Origin of the sequence: Campylobacter concisus (assembly GCF_002165775.1) — a bacterium.
Taxonomy (GTDB): domain Bacteria; phylum Campylobacterota; class Campylobacteria; order Campylobacterales; family Campylobacteraceae; genus Campylobacter_A; species Campylobacter_A concisus_E.
On record NZ_NDYP01000009.1, the window covers coordinates 11941 to 26661 of the forward strand.

General features: G+C 38.6%; 12 protein-coding genes. 2 read left to right on the plus strand and 10 right to left on the minus strand.

Annotated elements, in window-relative coordinates; all coding sequences use genetic code 11:
* Positions 1–45: 45 nt before the first annotated feature.
* The 7 genes from B9N66_RS07765 to B9N66_RS07795 form a co-directional block, all read right to left on the minus strand.
* Positions 46–1878: a dynamin family protein gene (locus B9N66_RS07765; RefSeq protein ID WP_087580551.1), complete on the minus strand. Its 1833-nt coding sequence runs from the start codon at positions 1876–1878 to the stop codon at positions 46–48.
* Positions 1871–3958 (minus strand): dynamin family protein, encoded by a 2088-nt coding sequence (locus B9N66_RS07770; RefSeq protein WP_087580552.1) that lies wholly within the window; start codon positions 3956–3958, stop codon positions 1871–1873. The genes B9N66_RS07765 and B9N66_RS07770 overlap by 8 nt, the downstream gene beginning before the upstream one ends.
* Positions 3959–4055: 97 nt before the next feature.
* Positions 4056–5063: a tRNA (adenosine(37)-N6)-threonylcarbamoyltransferase complex transferase subunit TsaD gene (tsaD, locus tag B9N66_RS07775; protein WP_087580553.1), complete on the minus strand. Its 1008-nt coding sequence runs from the start codon at positions 5061–5063 to the stop codon at positions 4056–4058.
* Complete coding sequence (locus tag B9N66_RS07780) at positions 5060–6352, minus strand: M99 family carboxypeptidase catalytic domain-containing protein (RefSeq protein WP_087580554.1); 1293 nt, start codon at positions 6350–6352, stop codon at positions 5060–5062. The genes tsaD and B9N66_RS07780 overlap by 4 nt, the downstream gene beginning before the upstream one ends.
* A complete protein-coding gene (locus tag B9N66_RS07785) occupies positions 6352–7587 on the minus strand; it encodes a uracil-xanthine permease family protein (RefSeq protein ID WP_087580555.1) in 1236 nt (411 codons plus the stop codon). Before B9N66_RS07785 ends, B9N66_RS07780 begins: the two co-directional genes overlap by 1 nt.
* Positions 7574–8683 (minus strand): 1-deoxy-D-xylulose-5-phosphate reductoisomerase, encoded by a 1110-nt coding sequence (gene dxr, locus B9N66_RS07790; protein WP_087580556.1) that lies wholly within the window; start codon positions 8681–8683, stop codon positions 7574–7576. Before dxr ends, B9N66_RS07785 begins: the two co-directional genes overlap by 14 nt.
* On the minus strand, positions 8665–9396 hold the full coding sequence (locus B9N66_RS07795) for a phosphatidate cytidylyltransferase (protein ID WP_087580557.1): 732 nt from the start codon (positions 9394–9396) through the stop codon (positions 8665–8667). The genes dxr and B9N66_RS07795 overlap by 19 nt, the downstream gene beginning before the upstream one ends.
* 349 nt (positions 9397–9745) lie before the next feature.
* Here B9N66_RS07795 and B9N66_RS07800 point away from each other — a divergent pair, with 349 nt between their 5' ends.
* Entirely contained in the window at positions 9746–10501 is a 756-nt protein-coding gene (locus B9N66_RS07800) for a pirin family protein (protein ID WP_257639815.1), read from the plus strand.
* Between the two features lie 223 nt (positions 10502–10724).
* Here the strand turns inward: B9N66_RS07800 and B9N66_RS07805 are convergent, their stop codons facing one another.
* Positions 10725–11624: a restriction endonuclease gene (locus B9N66_RS07805; protein WP_087580558.1), complete on the minus strand. Its 900-nt coding sequence runs from the start codon at positions 11622–11624 to the stop codon at positions 10725–10727.
* A 70-nt stretch (positions 11625–11694) separates the two neighbouring features.
* Between B9N66_RS07805 and B9N66_RS09730 the strand changes: the two genes are divergently transcribed.
* Positions 11695–12021 carry a hypothetical protein gene (locus B9N66_RS09730; protein WP_087580559.1) on the plus strand — a complete coding sequence of 109 codons (327 nt, stop codon included), beginning with the start codon at positions 11695–11697 and terminating at the stop codon, positions 12019–12021.
* On the opposite strand, the gene B9N66_RS07815 is transcribed toward B9N66_RS09730, so the two are convergent.
* Together B9N66_RS07815 and B9N66_RS07820 are read right to left on the minus strand one after the other, a co-directional pair.
* Positions 11988–12707 carry a fumarate reductase iron-sulfur subunit gene (locus tag B9N66_RS07815; protein WP_021091811.1) on the minus strand — a complete coding sequence of 240 codons (720 nt, stop codon included), beginning with the start codon at positions 12705–12707 and terminating at the stop codon, positions 11988–11990. The genes B9N66_RS09730 and B9N66_RS07815 overlap by 34 nt on opposite strands.
* Positions 12700–14718, minus strand: a complete 2019-nt coding sequence (locus B9N66_RS07820; RefSeq protein ID WP_072595155.1) for a fumarate reductase flavoprotein subunit — start codon at positions 14716–14718, stop codon at positions 12700–12702. The genes B9N66_RS07815 and B9N66_RS07820 overlap by 8 nt, the downstream gene beginning before the upstream one ends.
* Positions 14719–14721: the final 3 nt, after the last annotated feature.

The window sequence follows — 14721 nt, forward strand, 5'->3', positions numbered from 1 at the left end:
AAAAGCTATCCTTAAATGGATAGCTCTAAGCTTTAAAAATTTTATTTATCTTAATAACAATGAATTTTCACAAAGCTCTTCAATCTTTGAGATTTGCTCTTTAACTCTTTCTTTTAAGCCATCAAGCATTGCTATTTTTAAAGTATAAATTTCATTAAAATCGCTCTTTATATCAAGCAAAATTTTATTTAAAAACGAGCTGTTTGAGCACATTAAAGCTTCAAACTCATAAAGGCTAAACGCATCAAGCATGCGCTCATAGACATCTTTTGCACTTGGAATATAAAGTGGTGTATTCATCTGCAGGTGCGACTCTAGCGTCTTTTCTATCTTTTGTTTTATAAAATAAACCGCGAGTTTGAGCGCGTTTTCATAGTTTGAGGCTAGCTTTATATCAAGCTTTTCAAAAAACAAAGAGACCTTTTGTGTGGCCTTAAATTTAGCCGTTTCATACTCTCTTAAAAAATTTTCATATGTCCGTCCGGCATAGGTATTTATGGATTTTGTTTCGTAAGCCAAGGCTTGATCATCAAAGCTAGCGTAATTTTCATAGCGAGATTTGTATATTAAAAATTTATCCTCTAAATTTTTATAAAGCTCATTAAATGCTGAGGTTATTGCATTTTCTAGCTCTTTTAGATCTTTTTTGTAGCGTTTAAAAAATTTATTAAAAACCACATCTTCGTAGATAAGTTTTGAAAAGACTTCGTCGCTATCAAGACTTATTACCTCAAAATTTTCACGCTTATAAATTTCTTTGTTTAAAAGCGTCTTTGAAGCGTTAAATTTTGTCTTTGAAAATGGCTTAAGTAGCTTAAATACTTCATCGGCGGCAAGTTTTATAACTTCACTCATTTGACTATAACTTAAAGCGATCTTTGGCTTAAACTCCTCTTTTATCGCCTCCAGCCTCTCATCTAATGAGCCACTAAATTCATCTAAAATCAACTGCGCATTATCATAAATTTCTAGATGTTTTTCTTGCTCGTTGGTTAGGAGTTTTACGATCTTTTTTGCCCTTACTTTTATGAAATTTTCTTTAAAGCTCTTGTTTAAAAAGCACTCTTTAATAGCCTTTAGAGCTTCATTAAAATTTGAAGCTTCAAGTAGGCCTTTGTCATTATTTGTTATGCCAAGAAGGGCTTGCTTTGATGAGATAGCGATGATATCCTCAAAAAGCTCGCCATAAGTTTGCCTAGTGTGTTTTAGCAAACTTTCAAGCTCTTCCTTACTTAGCTTGTCCTTTTGGTTGATTAGGCAGATCGCTTTTAGATCATTTGCTTTTAAAATTTCTTTGATACTTTCAAGCTCGCTTGCCTTTGCGGCGTTGTTTGCAAGGCTTAGCCATATTGCGCCGCTAACCTTTTTTAGCGTATTTTTTGTCTCTTTTGTGTCAGCATCTCTTAGCGAGTTTAGGCCAGGAGTGTCGATGAAATTTATCTCTTTTAAAATTTCACTTGGCGCATAAAGCATCATACTAGAAACTTGCTCGCCTAACTTATTTAGCTCGGCTAGATCGCTACTTGCTAGCAGGCTTTCGCTACCGTTTATAAATTTCACGCTTAGAAGTGGCATCTTTGCAAATTTTAGCCTCACAGCCTTTGCGGTGACTGGAGTTAGTCCTGATGGCAAGATATCTTGACCAAGAAGTGCGTTTAAAAATGTTGATTTTCCACTTGAAAATTGACCGATAACAGCTATTAGTGGTGGCTCATTTAGAGTGTCTATTAGTAAATTTAAGCTCTCTTTTATCTGCTCGCTTATATGCAAGCTAGGATCGTTTAGATCATTTACGAGCCTAGCTAGCTCACCCTTAAAATCATTTGTAAAGACCTTAAAATATCTCGCTTTGTAGGCATTTATAAACTCATTAAACATTTTTAATATCCTCTAAAAGTGAGAAAATTTCATCTTGCAAGGAGGTCTTTTGTTTAAGCTTTGAAATTGAGCTTTGATTTTGTAAATTTAGCTCATTAAGTTTTTCATTGAGCACTAAAAGCCTTTTATTTAAAGCCTCTTTTTGGCTCATCTCATAAGCCTTTACTCGCTCTTTTAGCAGCTTTTTTTCATGTTCTGCTAGCGTCTCACAAAACTGCGATATGCTTTTATTGTTAAGTAAATTTTGTCTTAAACTTAAAAGTGCCTCATCTGGCTCATTTTTACTTAAAATTTTAGCTTCAAGCTCATCTAAAAGCTCGCTAAAATCAAGCTCTACACCCATTTGCTTTAAAAAGTCATTTATGCTAAAAATTTTATTTTCACTCACCTTAAAGCCATCAAAACTTAAAGCGATATTTTGCTCGCATGACTTTGTCTGAACTAAAGTTTCATTTCTAGCCTCTCTCATAAGTGCCGCAACTCCGTCATGAAGTGTAGTTTTTGCTATTTGTGTAAGACTTTTTAGATTTAAATTTTCTCTTTTGCTTTTACAGTAAGCGATCTCGCTCTTAAGCTTTTCATTTAAATTTTGTAGTAGTGCTTCAAGCCCCATTTTATAGATATCTTTTACATTTTTATCATCGAGTTTTTTTAGCTCGCTTTCTAAAAGTCTTTCAAGTTTTGTGAAATTTTCATTAAGAGAATTTTTGATATTTGCTTGCTCGTTTTGCAAAGCTTCTAGCTCTAAACCAAAGGCCTTAAGCTCTAAAATTTCAGCCTTTGTGGCTTCGAGTTTTGTTTTTAAAATATTTTGCAATTCTTTTTGATATGAGCTTAAAATTAGAGCTGATTTTTTAGAGTCTTTACCAAAAAGCACATCGTAAAGATACTCTTTAAACTCCGGCACGCCACTATTTAAAGCGCCATCAAGATAAGCTTTCGCGCTAAGGGCAAAATAATCTATCTTAATATCATTTATCTGCTCGCCAATCGCCTTTTTTACGTAGTTAAGCGTTTCATTAATATCCTTTGCGTCTAACTCATCAGCGTGAGTTAGCACGATAGCAACTCTTACGATGTGCGAGTTCTCAAGGCATTTTTTCAAAAATAGTGCGTCTTTTTGCGTTGCACTTTGCGAAGCATTCATAAGATGAGCCAAAAGGTCGCACTCTTTCATAAAATTTGTAGTAATTTGCTCTCTTAAAACGATCGCATCATCTATGCCAGGAGTGTCTATAATGCAGACATTATCTCTTAAAAGCTCCAAGTCATCATAAAGCTCAACGCTTTTTACGAGATTTGCCGTTTTTGAGCTTGAAGATGTATAGTTTTTTATCTCATCTAGGCTGATCTCTACGCTACTAGCTGGTAAATTTTTGCTTGAAAGTCCAAGCTTTTCTAGCTCATCTGGGCTATAAAAATTTACCTTTGCATGGCTATTTGATGCGTGCTTTAAGATGGTTAAATTTATGGTCTCAGGCACATTTGAAGTGCCAAGGACGGATTTGTTTAAAAGCGCATTTAAAAGCGTTGATTTGCCAGAGTTTATGATGCCGCTTACTGCGATGTTAAAAAGCGTTTCATTTGATCTTTTCTTGGCTTTTTTCAAAGCTAGTAAAAATTCTTTATCTTCACCAAGTATGCTTGCTTTTTCATTTATCTCATTTAGAAAATCCAAGCTCTTGTGAAAATGATCTTTTGGCTTCGCATTAGAAATTTCAGCTTTATTTTGATTTGAGTTTTTGCTTATAAATTTTATTAAAAAATCAAATTTTTCATGGCTAATTATCTTTTCATCACATAGCTTTTGTAAGTAGGTTACAAGTTCATCACTTGAAATTTTTGCTTCATTTAGTGCTTTTAGTGTGGCTAGCTGTGCACTTTGTATGCTAAAGATATCAAGTCCTACGCCTAGCTTTTTTAAGATAGTTCTAAACTCAGCAAGAGCCATAAACTCATCTAAATTTTTCTCATCACAAGATAAAAGAAGCGCCAGTAGATCTGGGTAAAAAGGCACGCTCGCATCGGTATTGGCGTAAATTTTATTTAAATGCCAAGCGTGATTTAAAAACTCGTCCATTAAAGATTCTTTTTTTGAAATTTTTTAGATTTTATTACGTTTTTACTTACGAAGCTATCAAGATTTAGGCGCAAAATTTTATGTTTTTTAAAAAAGTTTAATTTAACTCAAGCTTTTTAAAGCCAACTCTTGGATTTATATTTAGCTCGCTATGGCTTATAAACTCGCCTTTTAGGTACTTCTCACGTCCAGCTCTTGCTATCATCAAGGCGTTATCAGAGCAAAACTCAAGTGGAGCTAGCAAAAGCTCGCACTCGTTTTTTTGACAAAGCATCTCAAGCCTTTTTCGTAAATTTAGATTTGCACTTGCACCGCCAACTACGCCAAAACGCTTAAAATTTCTTAAACAAAAGACCTTTTCAAGCTTGTTTAAAATGTGCTCACAAGCAGTATTTTCAAAGGCGTAGCAGATGTCAGCAATATCTTTTTGAGTGATACTATCTAGCTTTGAAATTTCAACTCTTACTTGGTTTTTAAGCCCTGAAAAACTATACTCAAGGCGTTTATCATGAAGAAGTGGAATGGTAAAATGAAACCTCTCTTTGTCTTTGCAAAGTAGGGCATTTTGCTGAACTACGGCACCGCCTGGATAGCCAAGATCAAGCATTTTAGCAACCTTGTCAAAGCTCTCACCAAAGCTATCATCGCCAGTACTTGCAAGCTCAGTGATTTCACCATTTTCGTCAATCTCTAAGATCATCGTATGCCCGCCACTAACTAACAGGACGCCAAGTGGAAAGATGGCTTCACGATCTAAAAATAGTGAGTAGATGTGGCCAACTAGGTGATTTACGGCAATTAGCGGGATATTTAGAGCCACGCTTAATGCTTTTGCCATGCTGACGCCACCTATTAGGCTCACACTAAGACCCGGCTCATTTGTTACAGCGATCGCTTTTATTTCTTTAAAATTTGGCAAGATATCCTCTAAGAGTGCTGGCAGTGCCTTTGTATGAAGCCTAGCTGCAAGCTCAGGAACCACACCACCAAAGATAGCGTGCTCCTCTTCTTGAGAAATTTTTTTATAATAAATCTTCTCTAAAGTGCGTTCGTCTATGAGTGCAACCGAGCTATCATCGCAGCTACTTTCTATGCCAAGTATCATCTAAACTCCGCTAAGATCATGCCAGCAAATTTCTCTTTGTCATCTTCGTTTTTATAAAACTCGACTCTATAAATTTTGCCATCTTTATCGATGCTATAGCTTTTATTTAGGCTATTTTTAGTCACTTCTTGCTCGCTCTCATCGATACTTTTTGTACCGTATCCTATGACATTTACGCGTACGTTTTTGAGTGCTTTTACTTTAAAGCTCTTTTTCACGCTAAATTTATCGCCACTTTTTAATGTAAGCTCGCTACCGTCACTTATTAGTGAAATTTTATCAAGTGGTTTTGCAAACTCAAAATATTGTGGTTTTAATCTAGTAACAAAGCGGTTGCCGTACTGCACTTTGAAGCTACCATTTTCTTTTATGACGGCTATTAGCGGATTTGGTGAGCTGTAATTTAACTCGCCTTTTTTAAGCGGGACAAAATTTATTAAAGGCTTTAGATTTTTAAGACTTATCGCGTATGAATTTTCAAGCTCGAGTCTAATCTCTTTTTCGATTGCCTTTTTTACGCTTTTAACATCAAGATTAAACGGCCTAGTAAAGCTAATGCCAGCTTTTTTCATATACTCTTCAATAGCGATTAGATGGTAATAAGTCCTTTGCTCGGCGTTTAAATTTTTACTAGCTTCGTTTGCAAAAGCTGATTTATTTTGCGTGATAGCATAGTAAGTTAGACTTTTTAGCATCTCTTTGTCACCCATCGCAGTGTGCGTGTTTTTGATGTGATACTGGTGTTTTTGATCTATTAGATGCTTATTTAGCACATCTTTTACGCTTGAGGCGATACTTTCAAGCTCTGGATATTTTGAGCCAGGAAGCGTGCTTTGATCAATGATGCAAGTATTGCCCCATTTATCTGGATTTTCGTCTTTGTTTATAAATTTATCTCTGTAATATCCGCTTCCATCGTGTAAATTTAAGATAAGTGTGACGTTTTTATTGGTGATGACGTCTTTTATCTTCATTACTGAATTATAGTCAGGATCGTTTTTATCGACATGGGCGAATTTTCTATTCATATCGCCTTTTGTACCGCGGCTTCGCTCGATGATGCTTGGAAAATTTAAATTTGGTACAACCCAAAGAGAGCCTTTTGTGATGTTGTAGTCAGTTGCTACGATCGAAGCTGCTAAAAATCCACCTGGCTCATCGCCTTGAATGCCACCGATTAACAACATCGTGTTTTCACTTGGCTCACCTTTTTTGATAAGCGCATAGTCTAAAGTATTGGCTAAACTAGCAGTGGCAAAGGTTAGTAAGAAAAGTAAAAATTTACGCATTAATATCCTTCGTAATGCTTTGTCTTTGGCAAAAGCAAATTTAAAACTATGCCAGTAACCGCGCCAAGCCCTATACCTGAAAATTTAACCGCTCCAAGGTCAAGCACCATGCCGCCGATGGCAAAGATAAAGATGAGGGCTACGATTATCATGTTTCTAGGGTCTGCAAGATCGACTTTGTTTTTTATAAGCGTCTCCATGCCAACGCTTGCGATGATGCCAAAAAGTAGCAGCATGATACCGCCGATGACTGGGGCTGGGATAGTTGAGAGTACAGCTCCTAGCTTGCCAACGAAGGCTAGCACGATGGCAGCGATCGCTGCAAAGGTCATGATCGCTGGATTATAAGCTTTTGTAAGGCTAACTGCGCCTGTGACCTCTGAGTATGTAGTGTTTGGCGGGCCACCAAAAAAGGCAGCAAGCGAAGTGGCAAGTCCATCTCCAAGGAGCGTATTTTTAAGACCTGGATTTTTTAGAAAATCTTCTTTTGTGACATTTGAGATAGCAAGCATATCGCCTATGTGCTCGATCGCTGGAGCTATGGCGATAGGTATCATATAAATGATCGCTTCAAACTCAAATTTTGGTGTGGTGAAATTTGGCATTCTAAACCAAGGTGCATTAAAGATAGGAGTAAAATCAACCATGCCAAAGCAGTAAGCTACGATGTATCCGACGATAATGCCAAGCAAAATAGGTATAAGCCTAAACATGCCACGTCCAAGCATCATTACTAAAATAGTAGCCACTAGCGAAATGCCAGCGACGATCATCGCCTCATTTTGAGTATAAATTTCAGTGGCCGATGTTGCCATTTTGACGGCATTTGGAGCAAGGATAAGGCCTATTGTCATGATGACCGGCCCAACGACAACTGGAGGCAAAATTTTATGCAAAATTTTCTCTCCGCCAAATCGAACCACAAGGCTTAAAACAACGTAGAAAAATCCAGCAAATATAACTCCGCCCATCGTCACGGCTATGCCCCATTTTTCGATACCGTACTGAAGTGGTGCGATGAAGGCAAACGAGCTTGCTAAAAAAATAGGCGGAACATTTTTTCTAGTGATTAGCTGAAAAAGTAGCGTACCAAGACCGGCCGTAAAGAGAGCTACGTTTGCATCTAATCCCGTAAGTATCGGCACTAATACCAGTGCACCAAAAGCAACAAATAAAAACTGAACACCAATTAAGCTTTGTTTAGGGTCAAATTTATAGCCCTCATACCTTTGCATTTAACATCCTTTTTGCGTAATTTCTAACTTCTTTATCAGCTTCAAAAATTTCATCTTGACTCCTGATCTTTAAATTTCTAAATTTTTTTACTGAGCCTAAAATCAGCCTTGAGATATCCAAAAATGAGCATTTTTTCTCTAAAAAGCTAAATACTCCAACCTCATTTGCAGCATTTATCATTACACCTAGATCAGGGTTTGCTAGGACCTCATCTTTTAATGAAAAGACTGGATATTTTTTATGACTGATTTTATGAAATTTAATGTTTTTAAGATCAAGTAAATTTGCGTGTGGAACGATATTTTCACTAATATTTTCAAACATAGCATGAGCTATAGCTAGTTTCATATCAGTGCATGAGAGGTGCATAGTGCTTGAGCCGTCTATAAATTCAACTACGGCGTGTATCGCAGAAGTTGGCTCTATCACAGCCTCGATCTCCTTGATGCCATAAAGCCAGTAAGCCTCCATCACCTCAAAAAGCTTATTTGTCATCGTTGCGCTATCAATGGTGATCTTTGCGCCCATATCCCAGTTTGGGTGTTTTAGTGCGTCACTTGGCGTGGCGTCTTTTAGAAATTTGATTGGTTTTTTGTAAAAAGCACCGCCACTTGCTGTGATGATAAGTCTTTTTGGTGCAGTTTTATTTTCAAGTAGAAATTTAAGCCCAAAATGCTCGCTGTCTATTGGTAAAATTTCTCTAGTTTTTAGAAATTTGCCGCCAACAACAAGGCTCTCTTTGTTTGCAAGCGCAAGCCTTTTGCCAAGAGCTTGTGTCTTTAGACTAGGGGCGAGGCCGGCAAAGCCAACAAGGGCGTTTATTACCTTTTTTGAGTTTGAAATTTCTAGCATTTGTAGTAGCCCAGTTTCGCCAAAAAAGATATTTTTAGCTTCTATGTTTTTTACATTTTTAGCTAGCTTTTCATCGCCTACGCAGACAAATTTTGGCTTAAATTTTAAGATTTGCTCATTTAGCAAACCTACATTTTTAACGCAGCTTAACGCCTCAACCTCTACACCAAATTTTTCGCAAAGATTGAGGGCGTTTTTGCCGATTGAGCCAGTTGAGCCAAGTATTACCACGAGAGCGACCAAAGTAGGGCGACTACGCCAAATAAATAACCATCTATCCTATCAAGCATGCCACCGTGTCCTGGGAAGAGCGAACCACTATCTTTGATGCCGCAAAGTCTTTTTAAGTAACTCTCAAACAAATCTCCCCAAACTGCAAACACGCAGACTAAGAAGCTTGAGAATAAAATTTGGAAAAATCCTTCAGTTACAAAATTTCCAACAATGCAGCCAATCACTGTGCCTATCGCCACACCGCCTGCTGCACCTTCGATTGTTTTGTTTGGTGAGCTTGGGCTAAATGGATGTTTGCCAAACATTTTGCCAACAAAAAATGCACCGCTATCGCTTGCAACTACGCTTAAAATAAGCCATACAAGATAGCCTACGCCATACTCTGAGTAAAGCATCCACATCATAAAGATCGGCGTGGTCGGATAGACAAAAGGTGCGACTAGCTTTAAATTTTCACTTTTTATGTGAGCTAGGATCGAAGCAACTAGCATGATAGCAAGGATCGCTATGAATATTGGATTTGTAAAATATGTAAGCACGTAAAAAGCAAGCGCGGCAAAAACTAGCTGTTTGTGATCGATATTATAAAGCTTGAGCGACTCATTAAATGCGAAATAAAGCACAGCGCCGAGCAAGATAAAATTTAAAATATAATTATCAATAAAAAAAACTACCAAAATAGCAACAAACATCAAAACGCCAGTGATTATGCGAGATTGCATATCCTCTCCTTAAAATCGTTATTTCGCTGTAATTATAACACTTAAATTTTAGACGGCGTTTAGGTGATAAAATTTTAATAATTAACTTCTACAGATGGGTGAAATTTGCTTTTTGGTTTATTGGTCTAAGATTTATTTAAGAAACTTAATAAGTATTTATTGAAATTAAATTATATGTTAATGGCACCTTTTTATAATCTCCGCACGAAAATAAAAAATAAGGAGAAAACATGAGAAATGTTAGCAAGGTTTACAATCCAAAAAGCTCGCACTGGGTGGGTGATGGATTTTTAGTATATCCGCTTTTTACACATATGGATGAAGTTGATAAAGGAACGAATCCTTTTTGATGCTTGATTATGCAGCACCGCAGTATTTTGAGCCAAATAATGGACAACCTCGTGGCGTTGGCGAGCATCCGCACAAAGGTTTTGAGACGGTAACTATCGCTTATGCTGGTGAGGTTGAGCATAGAGACTCAACAGGTGGTGGTGGCGTCATAAAGCAAGGTGACGTGCAGTGGACGACAGCTGGTGCAGGAGTAACTCATCAAGAATTTCACTCAAAAGAATTTAGTCAAAAAGGTGGGCTTTTTGAGATGGTGCAACTTTGGGTAAATTTACCAAAAGCACATAAAAATACGCAGCCTAAGTATCAGCACCTACCAAAAGAGCGTATCTTAGTGGTTAGTATAGGAGACGGTGAAGCTAGGATAATAGCTGGTGAGTATGAGAACACAAGGGGTGCTGCAAGTACATTTACGCCGCTAAATGTCTGGGATATAAGCGTAAAAGAAGATGGTAAGATAACGCTAGACTTACCAGTAAGCCACAATCTAAGCTTGGTCGTCTTGCGTGGCAATGTGATAATAAATAACTCACAAAAAGCAAGTGAAACACAACTAGTAAGGTTTGAAAACGCTAGCGGTGCAGTAATCATAAAAGCTATGGGTGGTGAGGCAAAGATACTACTTCTCTCAGGTGAGCCGATAGATGAGCCAGTAGTAGGATATGGACCGTTTGTGATGAATACAAAAGAGGAGATTAATCAAGCAATTGATGATTATCGCAGAGGAGAATTTGGGCAGATACCGGTGGAAAACTAAATAAAACGCACGTGGTTAAGGCCGCGTGCATATTTTAGAAATTTTGTTATTTTTAGTCTTGTTTTATTTGTAAAGCTTTGTAAGATAGAGTCTTGCTAAGCTTTACAAAAGTAAAATCTTAAAAATTAAAGCGTTTTTGTATAAATTTAATGATGCCACAAAGCTTGCTTTTACTGTTTTGTTTTAAAATTTAAATAGCAAAAGATAATTTCAAATCAACGCCTTAAAAATTATTTTCCTCAAAAAAGTCGGTATCGATTTTGCAAATTTCATATATTTGGCTTGTCTGAACTCCGACTTTGTATTTTATCATTAGCTCTGCAAGCTTGTCGCCGTCTATCAAAACCACACTAAAATTTTGATTGTCTTTAGCGAAATTTTCAGCTTCTTTGGTAAATTTTGTTGTAGTGATAAAGACGCCTTTTTTGGTATTTTTATTTGAGATGGCGCCGATAAACTGCTGAATCTCTGGCCTACGGATATTACTGCCGTCTTTGTATCTTTTTGCTTGGATATAAATTTTAGAAAGCCCAAGTTCATCTTCGTCTATGATGCCATCTATTCCGCCGTCTGGGCCTTTATTTGTGAGATTTCCAGCTCCATAATTCATCTTTTCAAGTAGCTTTGTTACAAGGTATTCAAAAAATCTTGGCTCTTTTTCTAAAATGCTAGATAAAATTTCACTTTTTAGCTCTTCTTTTATCTTGCAAAGCGCTTCATCTATATTGTCATCTGGGGTGTTTTCCGTGGCTTCTTTTTTCTCTTGCCTTATCTCTTGTTTGTAAATTTCATCGTACCAAGTGAGAAATTTGCTCTTTTTGTCCTTGCTACTTACTAGCTCTTTGCCAAAATTTGTTATAGCAAATAGGCTTCTACCAACTTTTTGAAGCGGCACTTTTTCTGGCCTTGATTTTATTTGAGCTGTTGTAGCCAGATAGGATAAAGCCCAGTCGGTACGATTTATATAAGTTGGAGTTCCTCTTTTTATTTTTTGCAAAAGATCTTCGTCTTTTAGCTTAAAATGCTCAATTATAAATTTAGAAATTTCAGCTCTATTTGCCTCTTTCTTTTGTGCGACAAATTCCAAAATAGGTAGCATCATATCTTTATAGCTTGGCAACATTTTATATCCTTAAATGAAGCAAATTTTTGAAATTATATAAATTTTTTGGCTTAAAAGCTATAATCAAAACATGAGAAGTTTTGGTCTAACAAATTTTCTTTTAGAAAATATTAGCTTATTTGTAAATACCTTTGCTACGATATTTGCACTAATTTTTTGCTTTGTTTCTGGTGTTGGAATCGTCTTTATATTTATCGCATTTCCACTTGGTTATATAATGGGCGCACTCTTATCAATCCCATTTTTGATATTTTTATTTTTCTTATTTGTATCTATTGATATCTTTATTATGCCTTTTGGCATCTATTTGCAATCTTTTTTAATAAATTTAGAAGTAAATTTGGGGCTTTTACAGCCCCTTTGCTACTTTATAGCAGCCATTTTTCTACGCATATAAGCTATGCGGCTTTGAAGTGGTAAGTGTTTAGGGCAGTTGTCTTCACAGCCTAGCAAAGTCATACAGCCAAACACGCCGTCATCGTCGCCGATAAGCTCATAAAAGTCCTCGTCGGTTCGTTTATCAAGCGCGTCGATTTTAAACCTAGCTACGCGGTTAAGTCCGACCGCACCGATGAAATCAGGCCTCATAATAGCCGTACCGCACGCAGCTACGCAGATACCGCATTCGATGCAGCGGTCAAGCTCAAATACCTCTTGCGCCACTTCAGGTTCAACCTTTTCCTCAAGCTTAGAGATATCTGTCTCGTGATCTGTGTGTATCCAGCTCTCCACACGCCTACTCATCGCATTCATCCAGTTGCCGGTGTCTACGCTTAGGTCTTTTAAAAGCTTAAATACTGGCAAAGGCATAAGCTCGATTACCCCGCTTTCAAAATCCTTAGTAAGAGTTCTACAAGCTAATCTTGGCTTACCATTTACAAGCATGCCACAACTTCCACAAATTCCAGCACGACAAACAAAGTCAAAGCTAAGATCTGGATCAAATTTCTCGCGAATCATATTTAACGCGATAAATAATGTCATGCCATCAGTCTCTTCTAGCTCGTAGGTCGCGAAATGCGGTTTTGAAATTTTGCTTAACGGATTATATTTAAATGCTTTTATGGTTATTTTTCTACTCATATCCTATTCCTGCTCTTTCGTTTGGTGCTTTATATTTTGGTTGAAGATCATAGTGCATTAAAGCCTCTTGAATTTCTTGTCTGCTCTTACCTTCAGCTTGCATTTTCTCACGAATTTCATCAACCTCTTTTTGGCGGATGGCACTATCTGGATGCTCAATAATATTACCTTTCGCACCATAGCCTCTAAATGCTGGCGGCATCTCCATTTTCATAATATCAAGTGGCTCATACACGATAGTCGGTAGCGTATCGCCCTCTTTCCAGCTAGTTAGAGTTCTGTTTAGCCAGTTTAGGTCGTCGCGTTTCGGATAGTCCTCGCGGCAGTGCGCTCCGCGGCTCTCAGTGCGATCAAGCGCGCCTTTTGCGATACAAAGGGCTAGTTTTAGCATCTTCGGTACTCGGTAGGCTTCCTCAAGCTCAGGGTTGCCAAATAGCGCCTTGTTTGTGACTTTGACGTCCAAAGATTGTTTATAAAGCTCTTCTAGCTCTTTTACCGCTACGGCTAGACCTTCGCCAGTTCTAAAGATCGCTACGTGCTCCCACATGATGTCTTTCATCTTGTTTTTGATCTCAAATACGTTAAATTTGCCCTCTTTTTCGACAAGGCTCTTTAGGTAGTCTTCCTCTTTTTTAACGAATTTTTCGATATCTGCGGTATTTATATCTATCTCGTGGCTGCCGCAGTAGTCGGCAAAATAATCGCCCACGATCATGCCTGCGACGACCGTTTCAGAAACGGAGTTGCCTCCTAGACGGTTAAATCCGTGCATATCCCAGCATGCTGCCTCGCCGGCGCTAAATAGACCAGCTAGCGTCGGGCTCTCGCCTGTAGGCTTAGTCTTGATGCCACCCATTGAATAGTGCTGCATAGGAAGAATTGGAGCCCAGCCTTTGCCACGTTGGCGTCCGTTTTCGTCGGTATATACTTCTGTGTCGGCAGGGTCGATGCCGTTAAAGATTTCGCAAATTTCTTGAACGTCGCGTAAGTTTTTCTCGATGTGCTCGCGTCCTAGGATAGAAATATCTAGCCAAACGTGATATCCGTACGGGCTAGGTACACCTTTACCAGCGCGGATATGCTCCATGATACGACGACTTACGACGTCGCGGCTAGCTAGTTCTTTTTTCTCAGGCTCGTAGTCTGGCATAAAGCGATATCCGTCCACGTCGCGTAAAATTCCACCGTCGCCGCGGCAACCTTCTGTTAAAAGAATGCCTGATGGAACGATCGGAGTTGGGTGAAACTGAACAGCTTCCATGTTGCCAAGCTGAGCTACTCCGGTCTCAAGTGCGATGGCCGCGCCGATACCCTCGCAAACTACGGCGTTTGTAGTGTGTTTATAAACCCTGCCGTAGCCGCCTGTAGCTATTAGTGTGCCTTTTGCGACGTATGCCGTGATCTCGCCGTTAACTAGATCGCGAACGATCGCGCCGTAACAGCGGTTGTTTGCGTGGATTAGCGCGATAGCTTCTTTTCTGTCATGAATTTCGACGTTGTGCTTTAGAGCTTCGTTTGCTACGGCAAAAAGCATAGTGTGACCGGTGGCGTCGGCCGTAAAGCATGTTCTCCATTTTTTAGTTCCGCCAAAGTCGCGAGAGTGGATAAGTCCGTGGACCTCTTCTTTTTCTACGATAGTCGTTTTTTGAGCGTTGATGATAGCGCTTCTCTCGCCTTTTGTTATACGAGTCCAAGGCACGCCCCAAGCCGCTAGCTCGCGGATCGCCTTAGGCGCGGTTTGACAAAACATACGCGCAACTTGCTGATCGCAACCCCAGTCGCTACCTTTTACCGTGTCGGCAAAGTGTACGTCCTCGTTGTCGCCTTCGCTCATTTTTGAATTTCCCAAAGAGGCTTGCATACCGCCTTGCGCAGCTGCAGAGTGCGAGCGTTTTACAGGTATTAGGCTTAAAACGACGGTGCTTAAGCCCTTTTCTCCAGCAGCCACAGCAGCTCTAAGACCAGCTAGACCACCACCAATTACCAATGCATCATAATATTTTACATTCATCTT

Excerpts from the sequence above, each read along its gene's own strand:
- B9N66_RS07765 (WP_087580551.1), bottom strand. The coding sequence starts at position 1,878 with ATGTTTAATGAGTTTATAAATGCCTACAAAGCGAGATATTTTAAGGTC.
- B9N66_RS07770 (WP_087580552.1), bottom strand. The coding sequence starts at position 3,958 with ATGGACGAGTTTTTAAATCACGCTTGGCATTTAAATAAAATTTACGCC.
- tsaD (WP_087580553.1), bottom strand. The coding sequence starts at position 5,063 with ATGATACTTGGCATAGAAAGTAGCTGCGATGATAGCTCGGTTGCACTC.
- B9N66_RS07780 (WP_087580554.1), bottom strand. The coding sequence starts at position 6,352 with ATGCGTAAATTTTTACTTTTCTTACTAACCTTTGCCACTGCTAGTTTA.
- B9N66_RS07785 (WP_087580555.1), bottom strand. The coding sequence starts at position 7,587 with ATGCAAAGGTATGAGGGCTATAAATTTGACCCTAAACAAAGCTTAATT.
- B9N66_RS07795 (WP_087580557.1), bottom strand. The coding sequence starts at position 9,396 with ATGCAATCTCGCATAATCACTGGCGTTTTGATGTTTGTTGCTATTTTG.
- B9N66_RS07800 (WP_257639815.1), top strand. The coding sequence starts at position 9,746 with ATGCTTGATTATGCAGCACCGCAGTATTTTGAGCCAAATAATGGACAA.
- B9N66_RS07805 (WP_087580558.1), bottom strand. The coding sequence starts at position 11,624 with ATGTTGCCAAGCTATAAAGATATGATGCTACCTATTTTGGAATTTGTC.
- B9N66_RS09730 (WP_087580559.1), top strand. The coding sequence starts at position 11,695 with ATGAGAAGTTTTGGTCTAACAAATTTTCTTTTAGAAAATATTAGCTTA.
- B9N66_RS07815 (WP_021091811.1), bottom strand. The coding sequence starts at position 12,707 with ATGAGTAGAAAAATAACCATAAAAGCATTTAAATATAATCCGTTAAGC.
- B9N66_RS07820 (WP_072595155.1), bottom strand. The coding sequence starts at position 14,718 with ATGAATGTAAAATATTATGATGCATTGGTAATTGGTGGTGGTCTAGCT.